Origin of the sequence: Maribacter luteus (genome assembly GCF_009674825.1) — a bacterium.
GTDB lineage: Bacteria > Bacteroidota > Bacteroidia > Flavobacteriales > Flavobacteriaceae > Maribacter_A > Maribacter_A luteus.
The window spans coordinates 1-24,066 of record NZ_WKJH01000024.1; the positions used below are offsets into that span (position 1 = coordinate 1).

Annotated in this window: 16 protein-coding genes; all 16 read right to left on the reverse strand. The window is 41.5% G+C overall.

The genetic code is table 11. The annotated features are described in order from the left end of the window. Positions 1-840 (reverse strand): 5-dehydro-4-deoxy-D-glucuronate isomerase, encoded by an 840-nt coding sequence (gene kduI / locus GJ691_RS14050; RefSeq protein WP_154367977.1) that lies wholly within the window; start codon positions 838-840, stop codon positions 1-3. A gap of 24 nt (positions 841-864) precedes the next feature. Next, positions 865-1,623, reverse strand: a complete 759-nt coding sequence (locus GJ691_RS14055; RefSeq protein ID WP_154367979.1) for a DUF6250 domain-containing protein — start codon at positions 1,621-1,623, stop codon at positions 865-867. Positions 1,624-1,829: 206 nt separating this feature from the next. Then, positions 1,830-2,651, reverse strand: coding sequence for a 3-keto-disaccharide hydrolase (locus GJ691_RS14060; RefSeq protein WP_154367981.1), 822 nt, complete (start codon positions 2,649-2,651; stop codon positions 1,830-1,832). 11 nt (positions 2,652-2,662) lie between these two features. Beyond that, on the reverse strand, positions 2,663-5,071 hold the full coding sequence (locus GJ691_RS14065) for a glycoside hydrolase family 3 N-terminal domain-containing protein (RefSeq protein WP_154367983.1): 2,409 nt from the start codon (positions 5,069-5,071) through the stop codon (positions 2,663-2,665). An 81-nt stretch (positions 5,072-5,152) separates the two neighbouring features. Further along, entirely contained in the window at positions 5,153-6,796 is a 1,644-nt protein-coding gene (locus tag GJ691_RS14070; protein WP_218944449.1) for a GH39 family glycosyl hydrolase, read from the reverse strand. A gap of 11 nt (positions 6,797-6,807) precedes the next feature. Next, positions 6,808-8,238 (reverse strand): glycoside hydrolase family 30 protein, encoded by a 1,431-nt coding sequence (locus tag GJ691_RS14075; protein ID WP_218944450.1) that lies wholly within the window; start codon positions 8,236-8,238, stop codon positions 6,808-6,810. Between the two features lie 50 nt (positions 8,239-8,288). After that, positions 8,289-9,881, reverse strand: coding sequence for a sialate O-acetylesterase (locus GJ691_RS14080; protein ID WP_154367984.1), 1,593 nt, complete (start codon positions 9,879-9,881; stop codon positions 8,289-8,291). A 265-nt stretch (positions 9,882-10,146) separates the two neighbouring features. Further along, complete coding sequence (locus GJ691_RS14085; RefSeq protein WP_154367987.1) at positions 10,147-11,295, reverse strand: right-handed parallel beta-helix repeat-containing protein; 1,149 nt, start codon at positions 11,293-11,295, stop codon at positions 10,147-10,149. A 13-nt stretch (positions 11,296-11,308) separates the two neighbouring features. Continuing rightward, positions 11,309-12,889 (reverse strand): sulfatase family protein, encoded by a 1,581-nt coding sequence (locus tag GJ691_RS14090; RefSeq protein ID WP_179955127.1) that lies wholly within the window; start codon positions 12,887-12,889, stop codon positions 11,309-11,311. Positions 12,890-12,941: 52 nt separating this feature from the next. Beyond that, on the reverse strand, positions 12,942-13,742 hold the full coding sequence (locus GJ691_RS14095) for an SGNH/GDSL hydrolase family protein (protein ID WP_154367991.1): 801 nt from the start codon (positions 13,740-13,742) through the stop codon (positions 12,942-12,944). A 94-nt stretch (positions 13,743-13,836) separates the two neighbouring features. Further along, a complete protein-coding gene (locus tag GJ691_RS14100; protein WP_154367992.1) occupies positions 13,837-15,192 on the reverse strand; it encodes a glycoside hydrolase family protein in 1,356 nt (451 codons plus the stop codon). An 80-nt stretch (positions 15,193-15,272) separates the two neighbouring features. Continuing rightward, positions 15,273-16,268, reverse strand: coding sequence for a hypothetical protein (locus GJ691_RS14105; RefSeq protein WP_154367995.1), 996 nt, complete (start codon positions 16,266-16,268; stop codon positions 15,273-15,275). A 39-nt stretch (positions 16,269-16,307) separates the two neighbouring features. Beyond that, positions 16,308-17,666: a right-handed parallel beta-helix repeat-containing protein gene (locus GJ691_RS14110; protein WP_154367997.1), complete on the reverse strand. Its 1,359-nt coding sequence runs from the start codon at positions 17,664-17,666 to the stop codon at positions 16,308-16,310. 60 nt (positions 17,667-17,726) lie between these two features. Next, a complete protein-coding gene (locus GJ691_RS14115) occupies positions 17,727-20,447 on the reverse strand; it encodes an alpha/beta hydrolase (RefSeq protein ID WP_154367999.1) in 2,721 nt (906 codons plus the stop codon). Between the two features lie 73 nt (positions 20,448-20,520). After that, positions 20,521-21,993 carry a sulfatase family protein gene (locus tag GJ691_RS14120; RefSeq protein ID WP_154368001.1) on the reverse strand — a complete coding sequence of 491 codons (1,473 nt, stop codon included), beginning with the start codon at positions 21,991-21,993 and terminating at the stop codon, positions 20,521-20,523. A gap of 94 nt (positions 21,994-22,087) precedes the next feature. Further along, the gene (locus GJ691_RS14125; protein ID WP_154368003.1) at positions 22,088-24,052 is read right to left on the reverse strand and encodes a NosD domain-containing protein; all 1,965 of its coding nucleotides are present in this window, start codon (positions 24,050-24,052) and stop codon (positions 22,088-22,090) included. Between the last annotated feature and the right edge of the window lie 14 nt (positions 24,053-24,066).

Here is a 24,066-nt window from a genome sequence, read left to right on the forward strand (position 1 = left end):
TTATCTTAATTCCGTTATTTTTGCGACATCCATATCCCCATAATCCAAGTTTTCACCGGCCATACCCCAAATAAAGGTATAGTTGGATGTTCCCGAACCACAGTGAATGGACCATGGTGGGGAAATGACCGCTTGGTTGTTTTGCATCCAAATATGACGTGTTTCCTGGGGTTGCCCCATAAAATGGCATACGGATTGCCCTTCAGGTACATCCATATAAAAATAAACTTCCATCCTACGGTCATGAACATGTGCCGGCATGGTGTTCCATACACTTCCTGTCTTAAGTTCCGTCATTCCCATTTGTAGTTGGCATGTTGTTACAATACCGCCTATGATCATCTGGTTCACCGTTCTATGGTTCGCCGTTTCCAGTGAACCCAATTCTAGTTTATTCGCCTCTTCCAAGCTAACTTTTTTCGTTGGATACGTTGTGTGGGCCGGTGCAGAGTTTATATAGAACATCGCAGGCTTTTTAGGGTCATCGCTTTTAAAGACAACATCTTTGGCTCCCATTCCTATATACAAGGCATCTTTGTGCCCTAATTGATAAGAAACACCATCTATGTCAACACTTCCATTATCCCCTACATTAATGATTCCCATTTCACGTCTTTCCAAGAAAAAATCAGCCTTCAATGGGTCAATGGACTCTAATCTTAAAGGAGCTTCCGGAACTGCCGAACCGGCGATATACCGATCATAATGGGTATAGGTCAATGTTATGGCTCCTTTGGCCATAAGATCATCGATTAGAAACTCATCCCTTAAGGCTTTGGTATCGTATTTTTTTACTGCTTCTGGACTAGAAGCATAGCGTGTTTGATATGTCGTGGACATAATATTTGGATTATTATATTAATACTAATTTTTCGTAATCAACTTATGTACTTTAAAATTGTCGATGGTCATATGGTTCTTTACTGTCCTAAAACCGAAATAACCAGACAAATAGGGATTTGCATCGTAAAGATCAACCATTAGAACATCGTCCCTATAATATTGAATGATATTGTTATGGGCTATTATTTTGATATGGTATACCTTATTGGGCGTTAATAAAAAGTCAGGTTTTGTATAATCATATTCGGGTAACAGAGGTCTTTCCCCATTACCTACATAACGCCTAAAACGGGTTTTCGAATTATCGTGCCCACCTACTCCCATATAATAAAGTCTTAGGCTATCGTAATGTGAAAATTTCCCACCTCGTTTTCCTGAATTCTCAAACAGGTTATCAGGATGCTCCATGTCCTTTGCCATCCAAAAACAGTTCATATCGGAAACACGGTCGTATGGCCCTCCATTACTGATTATATAGGTGTCGTATTCAATAAGAATGGAACCTTCCAATTCTTTTTTAAACCAAATGGTGCACCCCGCGGCATCGGTAATTTCCAATTTGCCATTCTTGATTTCGGTTTTACCACCTTCCATCTGCTCTACTACCCAATTGTCTATGTCGTTTGAATCAAAATCCTCTTCATGAATCAATTTGGGAATGACCTTAACGGAATCATTTAAAACGATAACCTTACCCTGTGCACAGGAAATAGTACTAAGGGTAATAGTAAATAGAAGTAAAAAAGTAAATGCTCGGGTGATTGACATATATTTTTTCATTAAGATCGATATGTTTTCGTAATCCTTACTCGTTTGAAGAACTAAGGCATACGCAAGTTGGCAAAAAGTATGGTTGGCCACTATAAATCATAGTTCCAAAATTATAAACGATGATTCATTTGAAGTGTAAGGGTTCATATGCAAGTATAAAACCTTGAACCCAGTGAAAAACCAAAATAGAAATAAAAGGTGGACATTAAAACTTCTCAATCTTTTAAAAACTTCCTCATGGGAACGATCCTTTTAAACTCTTTGATCTTGATGTTACGGTAATAAATCTCAGCCGTTTCAGATTGAAATCCTATTACCCCTTCACTTACTGAGAGATCGGTCGCCATGTTTACGATTTCACCATTTAGTTTATGGATCACATATTTATTGCCCATAACAATGATCTCGCATTCATTCCATTCATCGTTGAGTGCATAGTATTTGGCTTTGCCCGACCCATGAAGTTCATTTTTCTTTTGTTCAAATTTCTTACCTCCTTTACTGGGCAAAAGAAAGGTTTTTCCATCTCCCGAATACCAATCCAAAGTGGTCCCAGCAGCCCAAAAATCCCCTGTATGGTTTTTATTGGCAATGTGGTTATAGCGAATTTGGTATTCATTACCTTTTGGCCATATCTTATCGTCATAAACATGATAATAACATCCTGCATCATATTGCCATTGATCGAAGTTGTTCGCTATTTTTTTACCCCATTTGTACTCGAATCGAAGTATGTATTTACCGTATTTCTTTTTAGTAAAAAACAGCCCGTGTGTCCCATTTTCACCCGTATTCAAATTTAAACTATCAGGAAAATCCTTGAACACATGAACAATACCATCTTCAATGACATACACTTTTTTTGCCATTTCCGAATCACCATTCCTTAGCTTAAGATTCCACCCATCCCAGTTTTCACCATTGAATAAATACAAAAAATCATCATCCTTTGACGTTGTGTCCTGTGCTAGTGCAATGTTTGAAGAAAGACCGAAAAAGATAATTATTAAACCGGTAATCCAGAGTTGATTTTTCATTTTTTTGTTTATCAATCGATTATTTCAAATTTTCCTTTTAAATGTATATTTTCCGAAGAACTGCCCACCAAAACTTGGAAAAAACCAGGTTCAACGGTCCAGTTCATATGCTTGTCGAGTAACTCCAAATCATCGGGATGCAAAGTAAAATGGATGGTTTTAGTTTCATTGGGTAGCAGATGCACCCTTTCGAATCCGCGTAATTGACTTTCATATGTCGTAACACTACTCACCTCATCCTTTACATAAAGCTGCACTACTTCATCCCCCTCCCGCTTTCCGGTATTCTTGATTTTGAACGACACCTGGATGTCACTTTCGGAATGCTTGGTTTTTTGATCTATTGTCAGGTCACTATACTCAAAAGTGGTATAACTTAGTCCATAACCAAAGGGGTATAACGATCCCAGCACCCTGGTACGGCCAAATCCGTTGGGGCCGACCTCGGGTTGGCTTGCTTGGGAACCGGGTTTAAAAGGAAAGTTCAAGGGAATCTGGCCCACGCTCTTTGGGAAAGTGGTCGTAAGCTTCCCTCCCGGATTATAATCCCCAAACAAGGTTTCGGCAATGACCTCCCCTGCCGAGACACTGGGAAACCATGCCTCAAGAATGGCCGGTATATATTTATTCTCCCAGTTGATCGTTAACGGTTGCCCGTTTATAAGTACGAGTACTACAGGTTTACCCGTTGCATACAAGGCCTGGACCAATTGAAGTTGCCTACCGGGAAGCCCTAAACCTGTGCGTGACATACTCTCCCCCACTCTTTTATCATCTTCACCGACCACTGCGATGATAATATCGGCGTTTGGGGCTTTTTCCACTGCTGCATCGATCCCTGCCTGTTCTTCTTTTGTCAAAGGAGTCGGGATGATCTCGGTTACAGGCCAATCAGGATCTACTACCTCGCAACCTTTTTCATACACAACGTTCAATCTTCCGTCCCCATAATTTTTTATCCCCTCATACACCGTTACTGCCGGGTTATCCGAAGGACCGTATCGGCTATACATAAAATTAACCTCTTTGGCCAGCGGACCCGTTACCAAAACATTCTTGATTTTATTGCTATCCAACGGAAGTAGATTTCCCTCATTTTTTAAAAGAACGAGCGATTCCCTATTGATTTGTTTGGCAAAAGTCTCATCGTCTTGGGTATGCACCGTTGTATCGGCTGCTTTCGCATTTTCAACAAAAGGACTATCGAACAACCCCAATTCAAATTTCACCCGTAATATTTCAGAAACCCTAAGGTCAATGGTCTTCATCGATATTTTACCTTCATTGATCAACTCCCTCAAGGGTTCTACAAAGGATTCGGGGGTCCTAAAAGTAGTACGTACATTCAAGCCTGCTTCGACCACCTGCCTAACGGCTTCTTTATAATCCTCTGCCACATGGTGTTTGTCGGAAACATATTCCACTGCCTCGCTATCGGAAACAACATATCCCTTAAATCCATATTTTTCACGAAGCAACTCCGTCAAGAAATAATGACTTGCCGTAACCGGCACCCCATCATAATCGTTATAACTGCTCATAACCCCCAAGGGTGATGCTTCTTCAATCACCCTTTTAAAAGGGTACAGATACATTTGGTGCATTTCCCGTGGTGCTACGTGGGGATCGGTACGGGCGGCCCCGTCACGCGCCCCTTTGGGAACACTATAGACTGCAAAATGCTTTAATGTCGAAGCAACCCCTTCCGATTGGATACCCAAGGTCATTTGCTTGCCCATTTCCGCAATATGGAATGGGTCTTCCCCATAACATTCGAGTACCCGGCCCCAACGTGGGTCTCGGGCAACATCCAAAATAGGGGCATAAACATTGGTGTATCCCAAAGCCTTTGCTTCTCGACCTACTATCTGCCCGGCTTTATAAACCAACTCCTTGTTCCATGTACTTCCTATACCGATTGGCGCTGGGAGCGGTGTTGCTTTTTTATGACAAAGGCCATGTATGCCCTCATTGGTGAAATCCACAGGAATTCCCATACGGGTCTCCTCAACAAACCATTTCTGTACTTTGTTGATGGCATCTGCATGGGTACTGAAAGGAAAGGAATATTGCGTACGTGTTTTTTCCTGGTTCCAAATGGTATTCAAATGTTCGTCAATATTTCCTATACCGTCTTTCCATACCCTATTTTTCCATTCAGGTGTGGGCAACTCATCTTCCAATACCCTGGCATAACCATATAAAGTGGCCATCTGGCAGGTTTTTTCATCGACGTTCATTAAAGAAACCAGGTTATTTACTCTGGCCTCTAAAGACGCTTTAGGATCTTCAAAAACATCCTTAACGCCGTTTTTATTAAAATCGATCCAATCTTTATGGTATATGGGATTCTTCCCCGTTTTCATTCCTATACAGAGAAAGAAAAAAGTAAACATCGCTATAAACTTGAATGGCTTCATTATATTTCTTTTTTATCGCATCATACTATTCTCTTGCATCCCATACCATAGGGATGGGCTAAAGTGAATATCCTTGAATGTTTAATTGACCTGCTCGATCAATACCAAACTCCATGGGGTAATCTCATGTTCAATTACAAGTTCCCCTTTCGCATCGGCAAAAAGGAATTCCGTTTTCATGGAATTCGCATAATCTTTCATCACCTTGATCTGTTCCCTGGTCGGTGGCTCCGGTTTCCCCATGGCCTCCCAAAAATTATGGATGTTACCATGGTCTTTATCCATGATTTCGATTTTGAACAAAGTACCGGGGGCTAGGTCTGTAAATGACAATTCAAGCTTTTTGGAAGTACCCTCTTCCCTTTTATTGGCCCCGGAAGGAACGGCATTGACGTATTCTTCCGGATAATTATACGCCAAGGCCACGATCTTATCATCAGAAGACTTTTTACTTACAAAAACGTGATCATCCTTGTATAACTTTTGATCCCCTAGTTGATGTAACATACGATATGCATGATAGGAAGGCTTAACCAAGCCTTGAAAGTTTATCATCCCGAATCCGCCATGGAAAATACTGGCAGCCCCGCCTTTTTCCTCAAAAATATCGGTAAACGTCCATAAGGACAAGGAATTCGTCAATCCGATACATTCCAAATTACTTCTAACAATATATGCCGCAGAAGGTAGTCGATCGTGCATATGATCCCTACTACTGGGACTGGTGTTCCATTCGGTAAGGTGGATCTCGACATCCGGAAATGGACTTTTGGCAATGGTATTTTTAAGCCATTGCAGATCTTCTTTTAAAGAATATACGTAACGTGTGAGTCCTTTCCCTTTTCCCGTTTCCGGATTGAACGCATAATCGGTAGGATAAGGATGGGTACTCACAAAATCTACGGGAAGTTTCTCTTTCTTACAGTATTTTAGAAAGTCCTCTATCCATACTCCATGCCATTCCAGACTATTGACATCCTCTGTATTAAAAACAGCATCCGAAACGTCATTATTGGTTATTTCCCCATCAAAGCGTGTATCGGGCACAAAATTACTCGTAGAGGGACCACCGATTTTCAACCGTTCATCGACCGACTTAACGGCCAAGGCCGATTGCTTATACAATTCGAAATATTGCGACTTGGTACCATCCCAAAAGAACGGATAAAGGTTAGGTTCGTTCCATACTTCAAAATACCAGGTCAATACTTCCTCAATTCCATAGCGGTCTACACAATGTTGGGTGAACGCCTTGACCAAATCGTGCCATTTCCCAAAAGAATCGTCTGCCGGGGTAATATTGGCCTTCCACCAAAAAACCGTCTTGGAATTCTCGGCGGCCATACTTGTGGGAAAAAAAGCCAATTCAACAAAGGGTTTCACCTTTACATCTAACATCCTATCGAACAGATCGTCTATATACTGCCAATTGTAAACGGTTTTTCCCCTTTCTTCAATTATGGGAAACATGTCATCGTGGAAAAGTCCGTGAAAACGAACATACTCAAAGCCACAGTTTTCTTGCACCTGTTCCAATTGTTCGAGCCAACCGGCCCTTAAGCCCTCATTGGCACGACCTGCCCCAACCATCTTGCTCCAATAATGATCAAACTTTTCGCCACTGTCATTGGCATTGATAACAATAGGTTGCTGTGCTACGGCAAACAGTCCAGCGAACAGGACAAATGCCATAATCAAAATATTCTCTCTAATCTTACAATTCATTTCCAATGGATTTATTCGGTTATCAAAAGTGTGCTGATCGACTTGGGGTTGACATTCACGGCAAAACGCGCTTCGCTTATTATGATATTCAACGTCTCTTGGGTATCCTTGGGATTATTGACCAATACGGCAATACGCCCATCCTTCAATTTAAACACCGCATGGTTTTTACCTTCTGAGGATTTCAAGTAATGGTCGCCGGGTTGCACAAAATGCGATATATGTTTAAATAAATAAAACTCATCCGTATAGGTGACTTTTTTAGCAGTCCTATCCACAACCACCATAGAATTCTGTGGCCAGCCCCATGCACTTTTTCCCGTTTCATCCAAAACCATGTTCCAATACATATGGGACCCCGCTCCATTATTTAAAAAGTGTACAAGGGTGTTCCATGAACTTTCTAAGGAAGTCCAATCATTTTCATGCTCTCCACACTTATTTTCGGTTTGCATCAATTTGATGCCAGGATACTCTTTATGAATAGTTGGTATGGCCTTTGACCCACCCCATTGGAAACCAATTCCTTTTATGTATTTGCTTGCATCCTTAAATTTTAAAACGGTTCTTACATAATTAGGGTCACCAGAATTAACCGTTCCCAACCATATTTCTGCATCCAGATTATCTGCCTTGAATTGTGGTCCTAAAAATTCACTTATAAAATATCCCATATCTTCTGGTCTCCATGTACAACTTGGCCAGTTAGGTTGATATGCAATTTCATTTTGGGGTTGAATGGAAAACAGTTCTATACCTTCTTTTTTATAAGCTTGTACAAATTTTGAAAAATATAGTGCGTACGCCTTTAAATAGCGCTCTTGCATTTTAAATGCCGTAGCGTTGTTCAAGATTTGGGCTTCTGGATTCATTTTATTCCCATCTAAAGCGTTTCCAAACTCGCCACTTCTCATAGCATAATGGTCATTTACTTTCATCCATGCCGGAGGTGTCCATGGTGATGCCCAAATTTTTAGTTCTGGGTTTACTTCTAATGCAGCTTCTAAATAGGGAATTAAAATGTAGCGGTCTCTATCTATATTAAAATCGCGCATTTCAAAATCTTCCGGAACATCATTGCTAGAATAATAACTCAAGGCATAGTCAGAAGCTCCCAACGGGATTCTGCACATAGAGAAATTACACCCCTCATCGGAAAACAGATCCTTAAAGACCTGTTTTGAGGATCCTTTGGGCAAGGCCTCCAAAGCATCCCACCCCAATTCATTGAACGCTCCGCCTATACCATCGATCTCCTGTAGTAGACTATCGGTATACACCACAATGTCGGTCGCATTGGCAGCCGTTTCTTTGGATAAAAACTTTTTGGCCTTGACCCATCGTTCGGAAGCCGTAGTATATACCATTTCCACTTTTTGGGAAAATGCCGGATTAAAGGCAAAAAACATCAATAGTATGACACCATATTTTCCAATTCGCATTGTATTTCTTTTTATTTCCATTTTTTATGATCTGTTTAGCATTTGATACATTATTCCGTGGTAAAAACGGCCGCTGGAAGCCCTTCTTTATTGTATAGATTCGCTCCCTCCGGATTAGACGACCATGCATAACGGACATGGGTAGGATCTGTAATCTCAGGATGGGATACTTCAATCTTATTTTTGGAAATTATATGGGCTTCTGCAGGTTTCCAAACACCATCCACACCCTTGACCTCAAACCATTTTAAAGGCTTGTCTACAGCCACAGTAGCATTTAACAGCTGTTTCTCACCGACTATTAAACCAGAACCCACTTCCTTGAATTCTATTTGAATTTTATCCCCTATTACTTTATAAGAGTTGTAGAGTGGCCCACTTATGACAGGCACATTCATACCGTAATCATTCTTTAAGGCCCAAAGTGCCAATCGTTTACCTGCATCCATTTTATTATGCGGGTGTACATCTTTTGCCTCCCCTAAATCATACAGCACCGCCATTCCCGTCTTCGGCAATTTGAGTGTCCTCCTTAAATGATCGTTTACCATTGCCCATCCTAAATCAGAGCGTCTATCCGGCACTTTATACGCTGCTAATTGCATCCAGTAAAAAGGCATGGTGCCCTGGCCCCATGCTTCCCTCCAACTTTTGATCAATGTGGTAAAGTAAGCTTCGTACCGTTCCTCGAAAAAATGTGAATTACTCTCACCTTGATACCATAAAACACCTTTTACCTTATAAGGAATTATGGGATTGACCATGCCATTGTACAGCGTTGTAGGGTTTTGCATATTATTCAACGGATGCTTGCTATTGGGTTTGGATCCCGGCCTGCCTTTGGCTATCCATTTTTCATATTTTACTTCATACAGGGTATCCCTAAAATTATCGGCATCCACTTTTTTAATGGCGGACTTTAATTCGGACATAGTGGCCTCATAGTACGCTTTTAGATTTTCATCGGCCAGATACACCTTTTCTGAAATCCATGGTTGAATACGGGTGCCTCCCCAAGAACATTCCACCAATCCTATGGGCACGTCCAGTGCCTTTCGTAATTCTTTTGCGAAAAAATATCCTGTAGCCGTTATTTTACCTATTTGTTCGGGGTTTGCACTGATCCAATGTCCTTCAAAATTGGTTTGTGGTTTAAATAACGAGGTGGTCTGAAGAACTTCGATATGCCTAATATGATCATCATTGGCGGTAGCAACTTCATTTCTTATGTATTCCACCAAAGGTTGGTATTGAGGTTCCCTTGCATCTTTTACAAATTTGGAGAGTTCAAAATCCATATTCGATTGTCCCGTGCACAACCAAACCTCACCTGATAAAACATCGTTGATTTCAATGCGGTTATTTCCTGAAATGGTGATTTTATGGGGTCCACCGGCCCTTGGGGTCTGTAGATCCACACGCCATTTACCGTCCTTGCCGGTTACAACGGTTGCCTTGTTTCCCCAACTGCCCACCACCTCTACTTGTTCCCCTGCATCTGCCCATCCCCAAATAGGGACTTCAGTTTCCCTTTGAATGACCATATGGTCAGAAAAAATGGCATTGACCGATACGTCCGCCAATAAAAATTGGGGTGAAAAAATCAGACCAACACATAATATCCTAAAAAATAATCCAAGCATAGTTTATGGTTTTATTTGGCATAGACACCTTTACAACTTATTACCTAAGGTAGTTGCATTGCAATTTTGTAAAAATTATAATTGATGACTATAACAAATGACCCATTGATGATAACTAATGGTTCATTGAGAATCCCATTGCGAACAAAGCCCGTTTCCTACCTATACCAAGAAGTAAAAACAACAGCCTTTGCCTCTCTAAAAACGGAAATCCTGTGGCCTAGGTGTTCTTCCTGGTTAGTGACTTTTCTTATCTGCAAAGGATTTACCAAAGTATTTTTACGTCTTCTGGCCATTGATGTACGTCAGTATAAATTTCGTTCCCTTTTACAAAAGTGCTGTTCTCCATTTTCACATCGCACTTCAACAGTCCCATATCCAAAACCACATTATCAAAATGACTTTTGATCACGTACGAATCGTTAACCACCCGCCACATTGCACCCCATGTATTATCGACTACCGTACATCGATTTAGGATAACTTTTTGAGGTGCATACTTTGGATCTTCCTTATAGGTAAATTTATCGTAATAATCTTCACAGGGAAACCACAAAGCTACCCGTGCACAACCACTAATATGATACTTATGAAAGAAAATATAGCCCGCTTCCTCATGGTCGGCCTGTATTCCATTGGTTTTTGTGTCCTTAATGGTACAACGCTGTGCCAGCACATACTCACAAGAGGTATATTTACACCCCTTACCTTTTAATGGAAAAGACATATCCAGATCACTTTGCAAGATATACTTGTTGTATAAGAAATAGCAATTGTGGTACAAGCCCCCACTGGAACCATTATACTGGAAATTACATTTATCCATTATGATATGATTAGTTCGTTTTATATGAACCCCTTGGGCCGACCAATCAGTAACATCAATATTTTGAAACATTATACGTTTATGCCGATCTTCATTTCTTCCTCGAATAAGGATACCGTTGACCTTACCCTTTCTTGTACCTTTTAGGGACAGATCTTTGATGACCACATCTGTAATGGTAGGTTTCGCCTCGGCATTAAAACAAGCCTTATCCATTTTTGGACCTTGCTTTAATATCGTCTTCCCTTTTCCAGCCCCAACAATGGTCGTTTTACTTTTCAAGGTAAGGGTGCTATCCAAAACATAGGTACCCTCCCTTAAATAAACGACGCCACCGCCGGCTTCATATACGGAATCAATCGCTACTTGTATGGATTCGCCCGGTTTAACGGAAACCGAGTTATCCAACCATTGTTCCGGGTACTCAACATGATGGAAATCAGAATTCCATTTCGCCGCCATAACAGCATCAATTTCAGGCTCTAAAATTACTCTAGATACGGCAGGAACGTTTTCTGTGCATGATACAACCATCAAAATGTACAAAATACTCCCAAGTCTTATTCCTTTGATAATCCACTTCATCATTCTTTTTTCCCTTTTATAAATTCATCCAAGTAACCTGCTCCCAATTCCCCTTTACATAATCTTGTGGCGTTCCTGGGGTCGACCTTCCATTTTTTATGACCTCGGTGATCTTTTGTTTTAGTCGCGCTACAATTTCGGGATGCTCAAAATATTGGTTCTTCGTTTCCGACGGATCTTTGGCTATGTTGTAAAGTTCATATACCGCTTCACCGGGTTCTACTTCTAGAAGAACCGGTTCCAATGAACCCCCGGAACCTCTGAGCAGGTTCAATTTCCAATCCCCTTCCCTGATCGAAAAATGACCGGTAAAAGAATGATGGATAACGGGTCTGTTTTCATCATAGTCGTCGGGACCTTCGCTATTCAATAAAGGGTATAAACTATAACTGTCCTCCCCGGCATTCTCAGGGATGTCGGCTCCGATAATATCGGCTATGGTAGCCAAATAATCGCTTTGGCAAACGGGATGGTCAATTTTTTGTCCCGCAGTGAATTTTTCCGGCCACCGCATTAAAAAGGGTACATGATGGCCACCTTCATAAATATCCCGTTTGCCCCCTTTGAAATTCAATGCACTGTAATGTTGAAAGGTATCCCTTTGATACACATAATTCGTTTCCGCCCCATTATCGGAAGAGTAAATGACCAGCGTATTGTCTTCAATACCATTTTCCTTTAAGGCATCGAGTACCTGACCCACCCGATAATCAGTTTCCTCCATGAAATCGCCATAGTTACCACAATTGCTACGCCCTTGGAAATCGGGATGGGTACAATGCGGCAAATGGGGACTGGTCATAGGAAAATAAAGGAAAAAAGGCTTTCCGTTCTTGGCATCATCCGCTGATGTATTGATGTATTCCACCGCCTTATCCGCAAGGGTTTCGAGCACATATTCATCGTTGAAGGAAGGGGCTACCTCCACATATCCTCTCTGATGTTCTGCTTGGTAAGGAGGGGTCATCCGGTACGTACGGGGTGTTACATCCATTTTCTTTTTGGTATATAATACCGGTGGATCGATCACTTGGTCATTTTCCAAATAAGTAAGGATTCCATAGTTCATGGATGCCGCTATCCCGAAGAAGTAGTCGAACCCCTTTTCAATGGGCCCGTCTGTAAACGGTTTGGACCAATCCCGGTTCTTGCCAACTTTTCCTTCAAACTCCATTTGTAAATGCCATTTACCTACCATGGCCGTATTGTATCCATTTTCTTTGAGTAAGGAGGCAATGGTCATCCGGTCTTTTTCTATCAAGCAAGGGCCATCGGCTCTTAAGACCCCTTTTTTAAGACTTGTTCTCCAACTGTACCTTCCCGTCAACAACGAATATCTCGAAGGCGTACATACGGCATCACTACTATGTCCGTCAGTAAAAACAACACCCTCATTGGCGATCCTATCCATATTCGGGGTCTTGAATTTGGCATCGGGGTTGAGTGCCCCGACGTCGCCATACCCTTGGTCATCGGTATAAATAATAACGATATTGGGTTTGCTATTGGTTTTTTCGGGGTTAGAAGAACAAGAACAGATACAAAACAAAGCCCCACAGAAAACAATGGCAATTGTGATTGAACGTAATTTTAACATACGGATTGGTATTAGCATCATTATAGGAAAATATTTAATTTTTGTAAATCGATCATAAATTTTCAGCGATTATACGGGCCACTTCCTTTCCTTGCTCGGTGGATCCCAATTCATTGTAATGGACGTTCCCGGGTTCTTGGGCCCAAACTTTACGCTGTGGCAGGGTAAACGCATAAAGGTCGTTTATCTCAATTTCCGGATATTGCTCCAATACTTCCCTAGCGGCCGTATTGAATTTTATGCTATCGCCACTATATCTCCCTTTTGCATTTTCAGGGACCGGTGTTGTAGTTGCAAAAACCAATTTTGCTTCCGGATAGTTCGATTTCAGGTACTTGCAGATCTTATCAAGATTTTCTTTATATACTCCAATGGATGACACTTGTTCACCATTTTTATCCAAGTGCTTCCCTCTAAGATATTTTAGGTCATGTAGCCCCACATTGAAATGAATCAAGTCCCATTTAAAATTCCATCCTTTACGTAAGTAAGGTTGAAACATGGTTGCGTTCATTTTATCCATATTCGCTATGAATTGTTGACTTGACCCACCATTCTTGTACAAACGGAACACAGTGGCTTTTTCTTCCAAACTTTTCCTTACGGCTGGCGTATAGCCTATTGAAATTGAGTCTCCATATAATAGTACATTGGGTGTTTTCCTTACCGGATGCACATATTTAAAGGCATCTGTCTTATAGACCGTACCTATATCGCCGCATAATTCGCCCCAAACCGATTTACAGGTTTCATAATCACTTTTCTTCGTATTGATTCCTGCATATGCGGCAGGTGCCATTCCCATTCCCAAAACACCATACCCCAATAAACTTATAAACCTTTTACGCTCCATTTTCTTATGTGCTTTCTGTCATCATCAGCTTTAACGATGATCCTAACATTCCCTCGGCAATATCCAGTCCTTTTATATGGCCTAAAATCGCTCTTTATATTTGTTTTATTTTTATTTGCTTGCCCTCATTCCCGATAACCTTACCATCGGTAATGATTTCACAATTACTGGCCTTAGGACCAATTTTTATGGGCATTCCGGTTTCATTCCTTAATTGTAACCCAATGGTTTCCCCTTCGTCAAAAGGTGACATGGACTCACCATGCATAGGGTGTGTATACCCAATTAATATGGGCAGTTCTTTTTTCCTTCTTTTGCCTTGGGCAGATTTCAATACCACAAGGTTATTTGCTCCTTGAACAGTGACCAGGGCATGCACCAATCGGTCTGATTCCGCGGAATCGACAATTAATTCCACATCAACATTACTTCCTTCCACAAACAACAACGGGCCATAATTGGCATCTCCTTTGCAATTTTTCAAAACGGCGTCATCGCCCACCCAATAGGCCCTTTCGGTACCGATAGTCGTACAATTTTCAAGGCGTACCCCAGTGTTTGTCCGTAATTCGAAACCAGCCCGGGTATTTTTTGCCGTACAATTCTTAAAATGGATGTTTTTGATCGGTCCATAAGTACGGAAACCGTCCTCGCATAATGATTTCATATAGCCGGGCGTAACCACATATTTACCTTCACGGTTCTTTGTCCATGTTCGGAAGTTCACATCGTATGCAGGGCCCGATGTTTCTGCAAGAATATCGTCGGTAGAACGCACGACACCCTCTGCGTAGCAATCCTCGAAATACACATTCTCCGCATTTCGTTGCACAAAAAAACAATGTCCAAAAGAACGATTGTACAATTTGCACCTGTAGAGTTTGGTATCGCTCCCAGTGACCAAGAGACCACTGTGCTTTTTGTGGCGAATGACGGTTTCCTTCGCTTTCCCTTTACCGAATAAATCGCCATAACCGTAAGGAAATGAACCTGCAACATACAAGGTAATGTCATTTAGGGTATTCCCTTTTCCTGCCACCTGAAGTACCGTTCCCCCTGGTGAAGTTCCTTCGCCCTTACATCGTAATGTGAGTCCGTTGAAGGTATTATCGCTACCGGTTATCAAGAATTCATCACTATGGATGGGAGGTTTCAAGGCGGTACGCAATTTGGTATCCACCTCAATTTCCACCCCTTCCAAATGGAACACATTATTGTTCCCACTAAAGGTGATATACGAAAATTCGTTTCGCTCATGACGGCCCCACATTGAATCGATGGTCAAATAATCGGTTAACCGATAAACCCCGGGCGCCATTGTTATGACATTGCCGCTTTTGGATGCATATTCGGCCAACTCCCTTACGCTATTGATCTTTATATCCGTAGCATGTAAGGCTGTAGAAATACATAACAGTCCGATAATCAAAATGGTAAGCCGTTTTTTCATTTTAAAAAGTATTTGATACTAAATTTTCTTTTTTTGGGTGTGCTTCTTTTTTCCAAATTCCCTTATCATTAACAAGCCTTTTATGGCCTCAACGTCTGCGTTTCATAAAACCCATAGAAATAACTCCATCTGAATTCCTCCCCTGCTTCAACCTTTATCTCTATATGCGGTTCAGGACACAAGGTTCTGGCCGTACCCCAAAGTCTTAATCTGGATAGCGGTCGGTCCCCTGAGAGTTTTACTCCTGCACCGGTACGAAGATTTTCAATTTTAATATCAAAATCTTCAACACCATTCGTTAATCCCTCCAGATATTTGCACGCGATGGTCTCGTCTCCCTCTAAATCCCTTAAAAAAGTCAATTTATTCCCTTGTAGCTCAAAAGCATCCCCTAGCCCCCTTCCCGTGCCGGAAACATCAACTGGAAAAGTCATTTCAAAATCCTTACCAATAGGCTGATTGTCAATTACAAAGAAATTGTGGTTGAAACCTATGGTTTTAATACGCTTGCTCCCCGTGTTTTTTAAACGATGTTCGATCACCATCTTCGGTTGGCCCGGTATCAGCTGAACGATCTTGGTATACTCATAGGAATATGTTCCACTGTTTATACGCTGCACGAAGCGGACCTCATTCTTCTTTGTAATTAATTTCCATTTGCCGGGATCAACAATGGTATACTGTTTAAAAGGACTATATGCTTCATTAGTAGGTTTTTTAATTATACCTACGCCGAGCTTTACAAAATCGCTTCCCGGATCCACTTCATTATAATTGAAAGGGGAATACGCTTCCACAGGTCCCATAATCGTCGCAAAGGGAGGGGGATCATCATCATCGAACCATTGTCCGAAATACGTATGTCCCTTATATTCCAAACTGGAAATTATGCCCGACCAGTCAAATCTTGTCCCTTTATAGTACCCTATTTCGGCATCCGGCAGAAAAAGTCGGGCCGTAAGGATATCATTGGTGATTTCAGTCTGAGGGTATTTTTCCAACTGACAGTTTCCACTGAACACACCAAGGAACATAACAAAAACAATGCTAACCACCTTCTTGAAAAAACTGCCCATCTTCTTGACCTCTTTATTTCTAACCCGATATAAACCTGATTAATCTATTTCTATTATTTTAATATTCTCTCCTTGGTTACTATCGATTACTCCATTTGTAGTCACAACACAATTATTGGCTTTTTCACCAATAAGAACAGGAAGAAATGTCATATTCTTGATTTTTATGTTTTCTGCAGCTTTTGGAGGAATTGGAGATGCAATTTCCCCTGAACCTGGCATACCATAACCGAGCATGATCGGGATTGCTTTCTTACGATTATCCGTATCCGAGGTTTTAATCGATACTTCATGCCCGATTCCACAAATGGTTGCGACAGCATGGACTTTCATTTCTGATTCACCTGGCATCAAGGTTAAGTCAATCTTTGAAGGTTCGTCCCCAACAAGATAAATCAACGGGCCGTATTTCGCATCACCTTTACAGTCTTTGGTGACCGCATTATTCAAATAGTATCCACGTTCACATGCAATCGCTTCACAATTCATCAATGACACCTTTGCCAAGGCAAAGCCAACCCTCATGTTCTTTGCCACACAATTGACCACGGTCACCCTACCCGTACTATAGGTTCGAAATCCACATTCATTCAAGGACTTCATATAGTCTGGCTGAATTTTTTTCTCCCCCGTATAGCTTGTATAAATGGATGCAAAATTGTTTTCAAAAGCTGGACCCGAAGTCTCAGCAAGCATCTCATTGGTCGATCTAATCTCTCCTTCTGCGTAGCAGTCTTCAAAATAGGTATTATCACCACCTTGGATAAAAAAGGCATGACCGAATGAACGCATATAAACCTTACAGGCATATAATTTGGTATTGTACCCCGTAACCAAAAGTCCACTGTGTTTTTTATGTTTTATAATACTTTTTCGCCCTTTACCGAGGTAATCCCCATAACCATATGGGAATGACCCCTTTACATGAAGGGTGATATTTTTGAGTATATTATTTTTTCCGCCAACAACAAGAGAAGCGGCACCCAGGGCTGTACCCTCACCTATATATTTTATGGTAAGTCCCTGAAAAGTATTATCGCTTCCGGTTATTAAAAACTCACTATTGTGAAGTGGGGCATTTAGCGCTTCACGCAATGAATTATCAACCTCTAATTTTACTCCCTCAAGATTAAAGACATTATTATCCCCACTGAATGTGATAAAAGAATACAATTTACGTTCACTACGAACGCTCATGGAATCGATTGTTAAAAAATCGGTCAAGGGATAAACCCCAGGTGCCATTGTAACCTCATTCCCACTTTTGGATGCATAGGTAACCAGCTCCTGTATACTGTTGATCTTTATCTCTGTAGCATGTACGGCAACTGAAATAAACAACATTGTAATTACAAAAATATTCCGTTTTTTCCCCATTTTAAATATGCATTGACTCATTGCTCTTTTGTTTTCCTTTTACTGGTTTGAGAGACCGTATTGTTTCTTCATCATAGCCCATCAGTCCATGAGCATGTCCCAATTGCCACCAAAGTATGCTTTGTTGATTTTCTCAACATCCAAATTTTTATTTTCGGACATGGTTTTATGCATCAAATCCATATAGATGTAGAACTGTAACCAGTATCCATATTGGTATTTCTGATTTTCCGATTTCGGGTTTTTCATCAAAGCGTACCAAGAAGTATTCAATCCATACGCCTCTGCCACACGGATGGCTTTTTCTGCCTTTTTCCAGATGTCATTGGACATTGTCGTGTGTAGTTTCCTATAATCCCCATAACCCATTTTTGAGGTATTGATGATTTCACATTGGTCATCAATTCCCAGATCCTTGAGTAAAATCGTTCTTTCGAATCGTTTATCCCCATCAATATCCATTTCGATTTTATCCAAAAAACCATTGTTGTCGGTATCCTCATATTTGAATGTACCAAAAGGATGGAATTCTTTTTGCAAACGCTCCCATCTTGGGGTGTACTCATTGTAAAGACCTCCCCAGCCTTGATAGGAATAAGCCAATTGGTCAATACGCCAGCATCCCCATTCGGCACCATATAAATGTAGCCGTCCGTCGAATTTTGAAATATATAAATTCGCATTCCCACTATAATCCAAATCCCATTCGCCCCGATCACCGATGGCATCGGCCTGCTGATTATTGTCCAAACCGCCGTTATTCAGTCCGGTTTTAAAAGGATCAAGGGGGTCGTAAAATTCCACCCTTTCCCAGCGCTCACAATCGTCGTCTTCATCGTATACAAAATAGATCTCATCCCATTCGCCCCGATCATAGGTCAAATCCAATACGTTGTTATGATCCGGATATAATAATTCCGTGATCTTTCTCCAGCGCGAATCAATAAAAAACGAATCGGCCTCTACAACCCTACTGTTTTTAAATTCATGCACCTGATCCATATAATTGAACCCTTTGCCCGTAAAACGGAAGGACATGTCAAAATCAAATTCATTACCGGGAGCATTGTCATTATCCATGTCGTACGTAACTGCGACCAAGCCAGCGTTACCTGTTAAATGCAGCCCTTCCCCGGTGGGTTTATCACTGCCTCCTTTATATCTATCCAGAACACGTACGGCCATATCCGACAGGCCATCGTCATCTTGGTCGAAAAACAAGAAAGGGTTTTCCCAATTTAGACGTACATCATCCATGAAATATGTGGATGCATGTATTTTCAGGAAGGTACTTTGGCCATTATAGTCCTCCATGAAATTAGAACTTCCTTCATGCAACCAAGCCCGTAGTTTAAAGGTATTCCAATCGATATAATTAAAGACATTGTCGTTATCGGTATCCAAAACCCACATATAGTGCTGTCCGGGTCCGGACATCTTTGATACTTCCCGTTCCGAATTTTCCACTAAAACCTGCATGTCGGCTTTTCCATCCCCATCGGTATCGATCCAATCTACGGCCAGATCACCGTAATCCCCGTATTTACCGTCTTTATTTACATCAACCATAACGCAATCGCTATCCGTATCACCTTCAATATCCCCAACTTTTAAATCGTCGTCGTCATCAATCCACTGAACCGGTGTGTTATGAATGGTGATAGTACGGAGGATATCGGGATCACCATCTTGATCCAAATCGATATACGTTGGCTGATAACCTATGGGTGCCGGAGGTAGACGAAAGGGAACCAAGGGCGTATCATTATTCCAATAAGCGTTCTTCGACATTGAACCTTCTTTTTGATCATTGCGGTTTTGGGGTTGCAATGGAACATTCGTTTCCTTTAAATGGGAAAGGATAAACGTAGCAGCATGATCGTTAATTTCCTCCATGGAGGGTGAGATGTCCTGTCCTTTAAAAACATGCCCGGCATTTTTAACCGTCAATAACTGTACATCCGCATTTTTTTCGGCTGCCACATCTTTCATATAAATCGAGTTGATTATCGGAAGCGTTGTATCCTGATCACCATGAAGCAATAAAATAGGCGGACTACTTTCTTTTAAAAGTTCGGTTGGACTAAGCAATCGCGCCAATTCCGGTTGCTCATGTAACGGTGCCCCTAAAAGTCGAACAAAAAGCTTCCCGTCCTCAAAAATGGATCCGGGTCGAATGTCGGGATTCACACATGAGGTAAACGGAAAATACGAGGCCACACATTTAAATTTGGGAGAAACGCCCTTTAATAGTGGATCGCCTTGGAAATCAACATCGTTCCCTAAAGCGGTCACCAAGCTAAGATGCCCCCCTGCAGAGCCACCCCAAATGCCATACCGTTCCATATCCAATTTATATTTTTCAGCATTTTTCAAGAGAAACCGAGCGGCATCCTTAGCATCGACGACGGCATCATAAGCCGTTGAAGAGCCACGGGCTAAGCGGTATTCTATAGTGAAGCATATCACCCCATTATCAAGAAGGGATCGTAAAGTTCCCAAAAATGGCTTTTTCAATATATTGTATTTACTGCCACCTGCCCAACCACCCCCATGGACATGAAGCATCCAGGGATTTCTTTCCTGGATTTTGTCTGGATCTGGGTAGAAAACGGTCATGTTCAATTCCATGCCATCCACCGTTTTGTAGACCACGACCTCTTTATGGCCAAAGGTGTCAAGAATCCCTTGCTCCTTGGCAGTTTGGCTATAGACCATTGATTGACTGCCTATTAAAAACACACCTAATAGAAATATGCTATGTACTAACAGGGTTATTGTAGATTGAATGCGATTTTTCATAATAATGCTCTAAGATTACCGAATAGAATTGCTGTTTAGCCTTTACCTTTCTTCTTTACAATGGTTACGAAACCTATTCCGTTTGGTTCCACAACCTATAGGGATCATCATTTTCCTGCATTTGCTCAAGCAGCAAAGCTTCCATTTCCGCCAATTTATCGGCGTATTTGGGATTTTCAGCCAAATCGGTTTGCATTTCCCCAGTTTTGTGGTGTTCGGGTAAAAATTCATTTGGGTTTTCGGCTAAATTAAACAGTTGGGTTTCCCTAACCGCCCCATCCATGACATCATACTTTATGAGTTTCCAATCCCCTTTTTTCACCGCACGCATGCCCGGTTTGGTGCCACCAGCGTAAACCCCGTACATCACATCCCTTACCGCTTCTTTTTCGCCTTTTAAGACAGGTACAAAACTTTTACCTTCCACTGTTTTTGGAGCTTCAATTCCTGCCAAATCGCATAAAGTAGGTAAAATATCCAAAAGGTATATATTCCCTTTCGCCCTTTTTCCCGCTTCTATTCCCGGGCCTTTTATTATGAAAGGTACGCGCCAAGTATGCTCATAAAGGTTTTGCTTCCCTTGAAAACCATGCCTGCCGATGGCAATACCATGGTCGGAGGTATAAATGATATAGGTATTGTCAAGCTCGCCCATGGCCTCCAATTTCTTCAGGACTTTCCCTAATTGATTATCGATATTTTCGGAACAGGCATATTCCCTACCCAATTCGTTTCTTATGGTACGTTCATCCCTGTTTTTCCAGACCCCACTAACCCGTTCTTCATCCCGAAGATCGGGATGTCCATGAAAAAATGGTTGTTTTTCGAGGTGATTGGGTTGTAACTGCGGTTGCTTATCATTAGCTGGAGGTAGACTGTTTGGGTCTTTATGGTTTACCGCCCCATATTTGGCTAGCAATTCCGGTGTGCCGTTTCTCGTATCATGGGGATGTGAAAAGCCAAAATAAATAAAGAAAGGATCTTTTTCTTTGATGGAATCCCTATCCTGAAGATAATCGAGTACTTGTTCGGCATGCCATGCACTGCCACTTTCCGCTGTACCGCCACGCTTGGTGGCATCATGTACCACCGTAAACTGTTTGTTCGCCCCCGGATAGGAATTTCCCTTTTTACAGGTGCGCATGGTCTTATATCCGGCCCTATTGAATACGGCTCCGATGGTCTGATCATCCAATTCATGTGGATCGGTCTGTTTTTGAAATTCCGCACTTGGAGGCAAATGCCAAAGCGTACGCCCCGTCATGATCATATGGCGTGAAGGGGTACAAACGGCCCCATTCATGGACCCCATATGTCTTGCTTGATCAAAGACCATCCCCTCTTCCGACAGTTTACTGATATTGGGAGTCTCTAAAATGGAATTGGGGTCATAGGTCTGTAAATCGAATGGCGACTGATCATCTACGAGCACAAAAAGAAAATTCGGCCGTTTAGGTTCTTCAATGACCTTTTCCTTGTTTTTACAACTACTGAAAGCCAGCAAGATTATTAGCAAAATGATAAATAAGCCTTGGTTCTTTTTCAATTTAAGTGGATTTTGGTGTTAGTAATTTGAACAACTTCAATTGGTCTTTTAGCCTTTACGTGTACTATCTTCTCAAGTACACGTTGAAGATCATTTACATATTTATTCCCCAAACCTTTATTTTGTTTTCTCCAACTTTAAGGTTTTCTAGCGGTCCGACCATTGGGGTATTCGATTTTCTGATATCCCCAAAATAGTCATTGTCAATGGTAACCGGTGAACCATCCGGATTTTCGAACGGGGTTTCCGTTTGAAAAGCAGCTCCCAACAATGCCGTATTGACCATTTGGGTCTTCACTTTTCCAAAACTCCCATCAACCTTGATATTTAGGTAGTACCCATCGTCTTCTTGGGATAGGCTTATTTCGGGATCAAGTGTCCGGTTCTCAACAAAATTGGTTTCAATAACCGAAGGCAGCGCTTTATTCAAATACAGGTTAGCATCAATGAAAACCGGGAATTTCTGTTTTGTATACGCATTCATACCACCGGGGGATTTCCATTCGTAGGTTGCCGGTGGAAAATCATTGTAGGCATTCAGCCCATAAAATTGTTCGTTCGCCAATGCTTCGTTATTTGCGGCAAAAATATTATTGTAAAAACGGTCATCACCCTGTATGATCGTCATCATCCCCAACACTTGGGTGGAATGTGGGAAATGGTAATGTGTAAATCGATTACTGGCCGCCCGCATTTGTACATTTCCTGCTATTAGATTATTTACGAATGCGCTTCCCTGCGATGCATTGAGTATCCCTCTTTCGGACAATAATATGTTGTTGTCGACAATCATTGGTCCGTGGTTTACCTCCAAGAACAAATCTTGATCTTCATTGTTGAACAAAAGATTGCCGGTTACCCTTGCCCCTTGCGCCTGCCAATCGAGCCAAATTCCCCTATGGTTATCGTGTATGCAATTATTTGCAATAAGGACATCGATGGCCGCATGCAGTTTGATGCCCCCTATTTCCCAACCGGTAAACTGTTTCTTTACATTAATGTTATAAATGTGATTATTGCTTATTTCACTGAACACATTTCCCAAATGGCCTATAATACCACCTTGCTCACAGTCCCTGATAGTGTTGTTCCGAACGATATGGGAACCAATATTCTCCTTGGACCAACCCAGTTGCAATGCTTTGAACACTACTTCCCTTTCCCTTTGGGTACCATGCTTTTTACGGTCACGAGACCATAAGTTATGGCCTGAAGCCCGCTCTTTACCCAATACGATACCAGAACATTTGGAATCGGAAATCAAATTGTCTTCAATGATCCAACCTTTGCTCCAATTTGGACCGATCAAACCTATCTGTTCCGCAGTGGGCGGTGCCCATTGCGTTGCGGCATGGCACATTTTAAAACCGCGGACCGTAATGTAATTTATTCCTGTTTTCTTGGGCCAAAACACGGTAGGCCGCACATTTATTTCAACCAATTCCTTATTCGGATTCATTCCGTTGAAATTAGCATATATGGTCGTCGTCTTTTGATTGCTTTCACAATACCATTTGTATTTGGAACCTTCTACATCGACTGCCCTTTCCAATGGATTTTCAATAAACACTTTCGCCAAACTGTCAATCTCATATAAGGCCTTGCCATTTACATACACCTCTCCCAAGTGGTGGTCCCGACCATAGGTTTTCGTTATCCAGTCACCATAAAGGATTTCCTGATACGGATTAAAGTCCCCAAAAAGCGCATTGTCCAAAACGGCTTTCCATACCGTTCCCTTGTGCTTTTTCCACGTATCGATCACTTCGGAACCCTTGATCCAAACCTCTTCATTTTCGGCGGCGCGATATATTACCCTGTTTCTATCGTTCATTCCGCCATAAGCCGGATCCACCCATTCCCTATACACCCCTTCGTGTACGGTAATGATGTCTCCAGGTTGCGCTATTTTTGCCGCTTTGGATATGGTTTTAAAGGGTGCTTCGATACTTCCATCATTAAAATCATTGCCTTTTTTTGAAACGTGGTATTCCTTTGCCTGTACTATAAAAGAGAACACAAGAAATAATACTTTGATAATTGATGATAATGTTTTCATTAATTTATATTTAA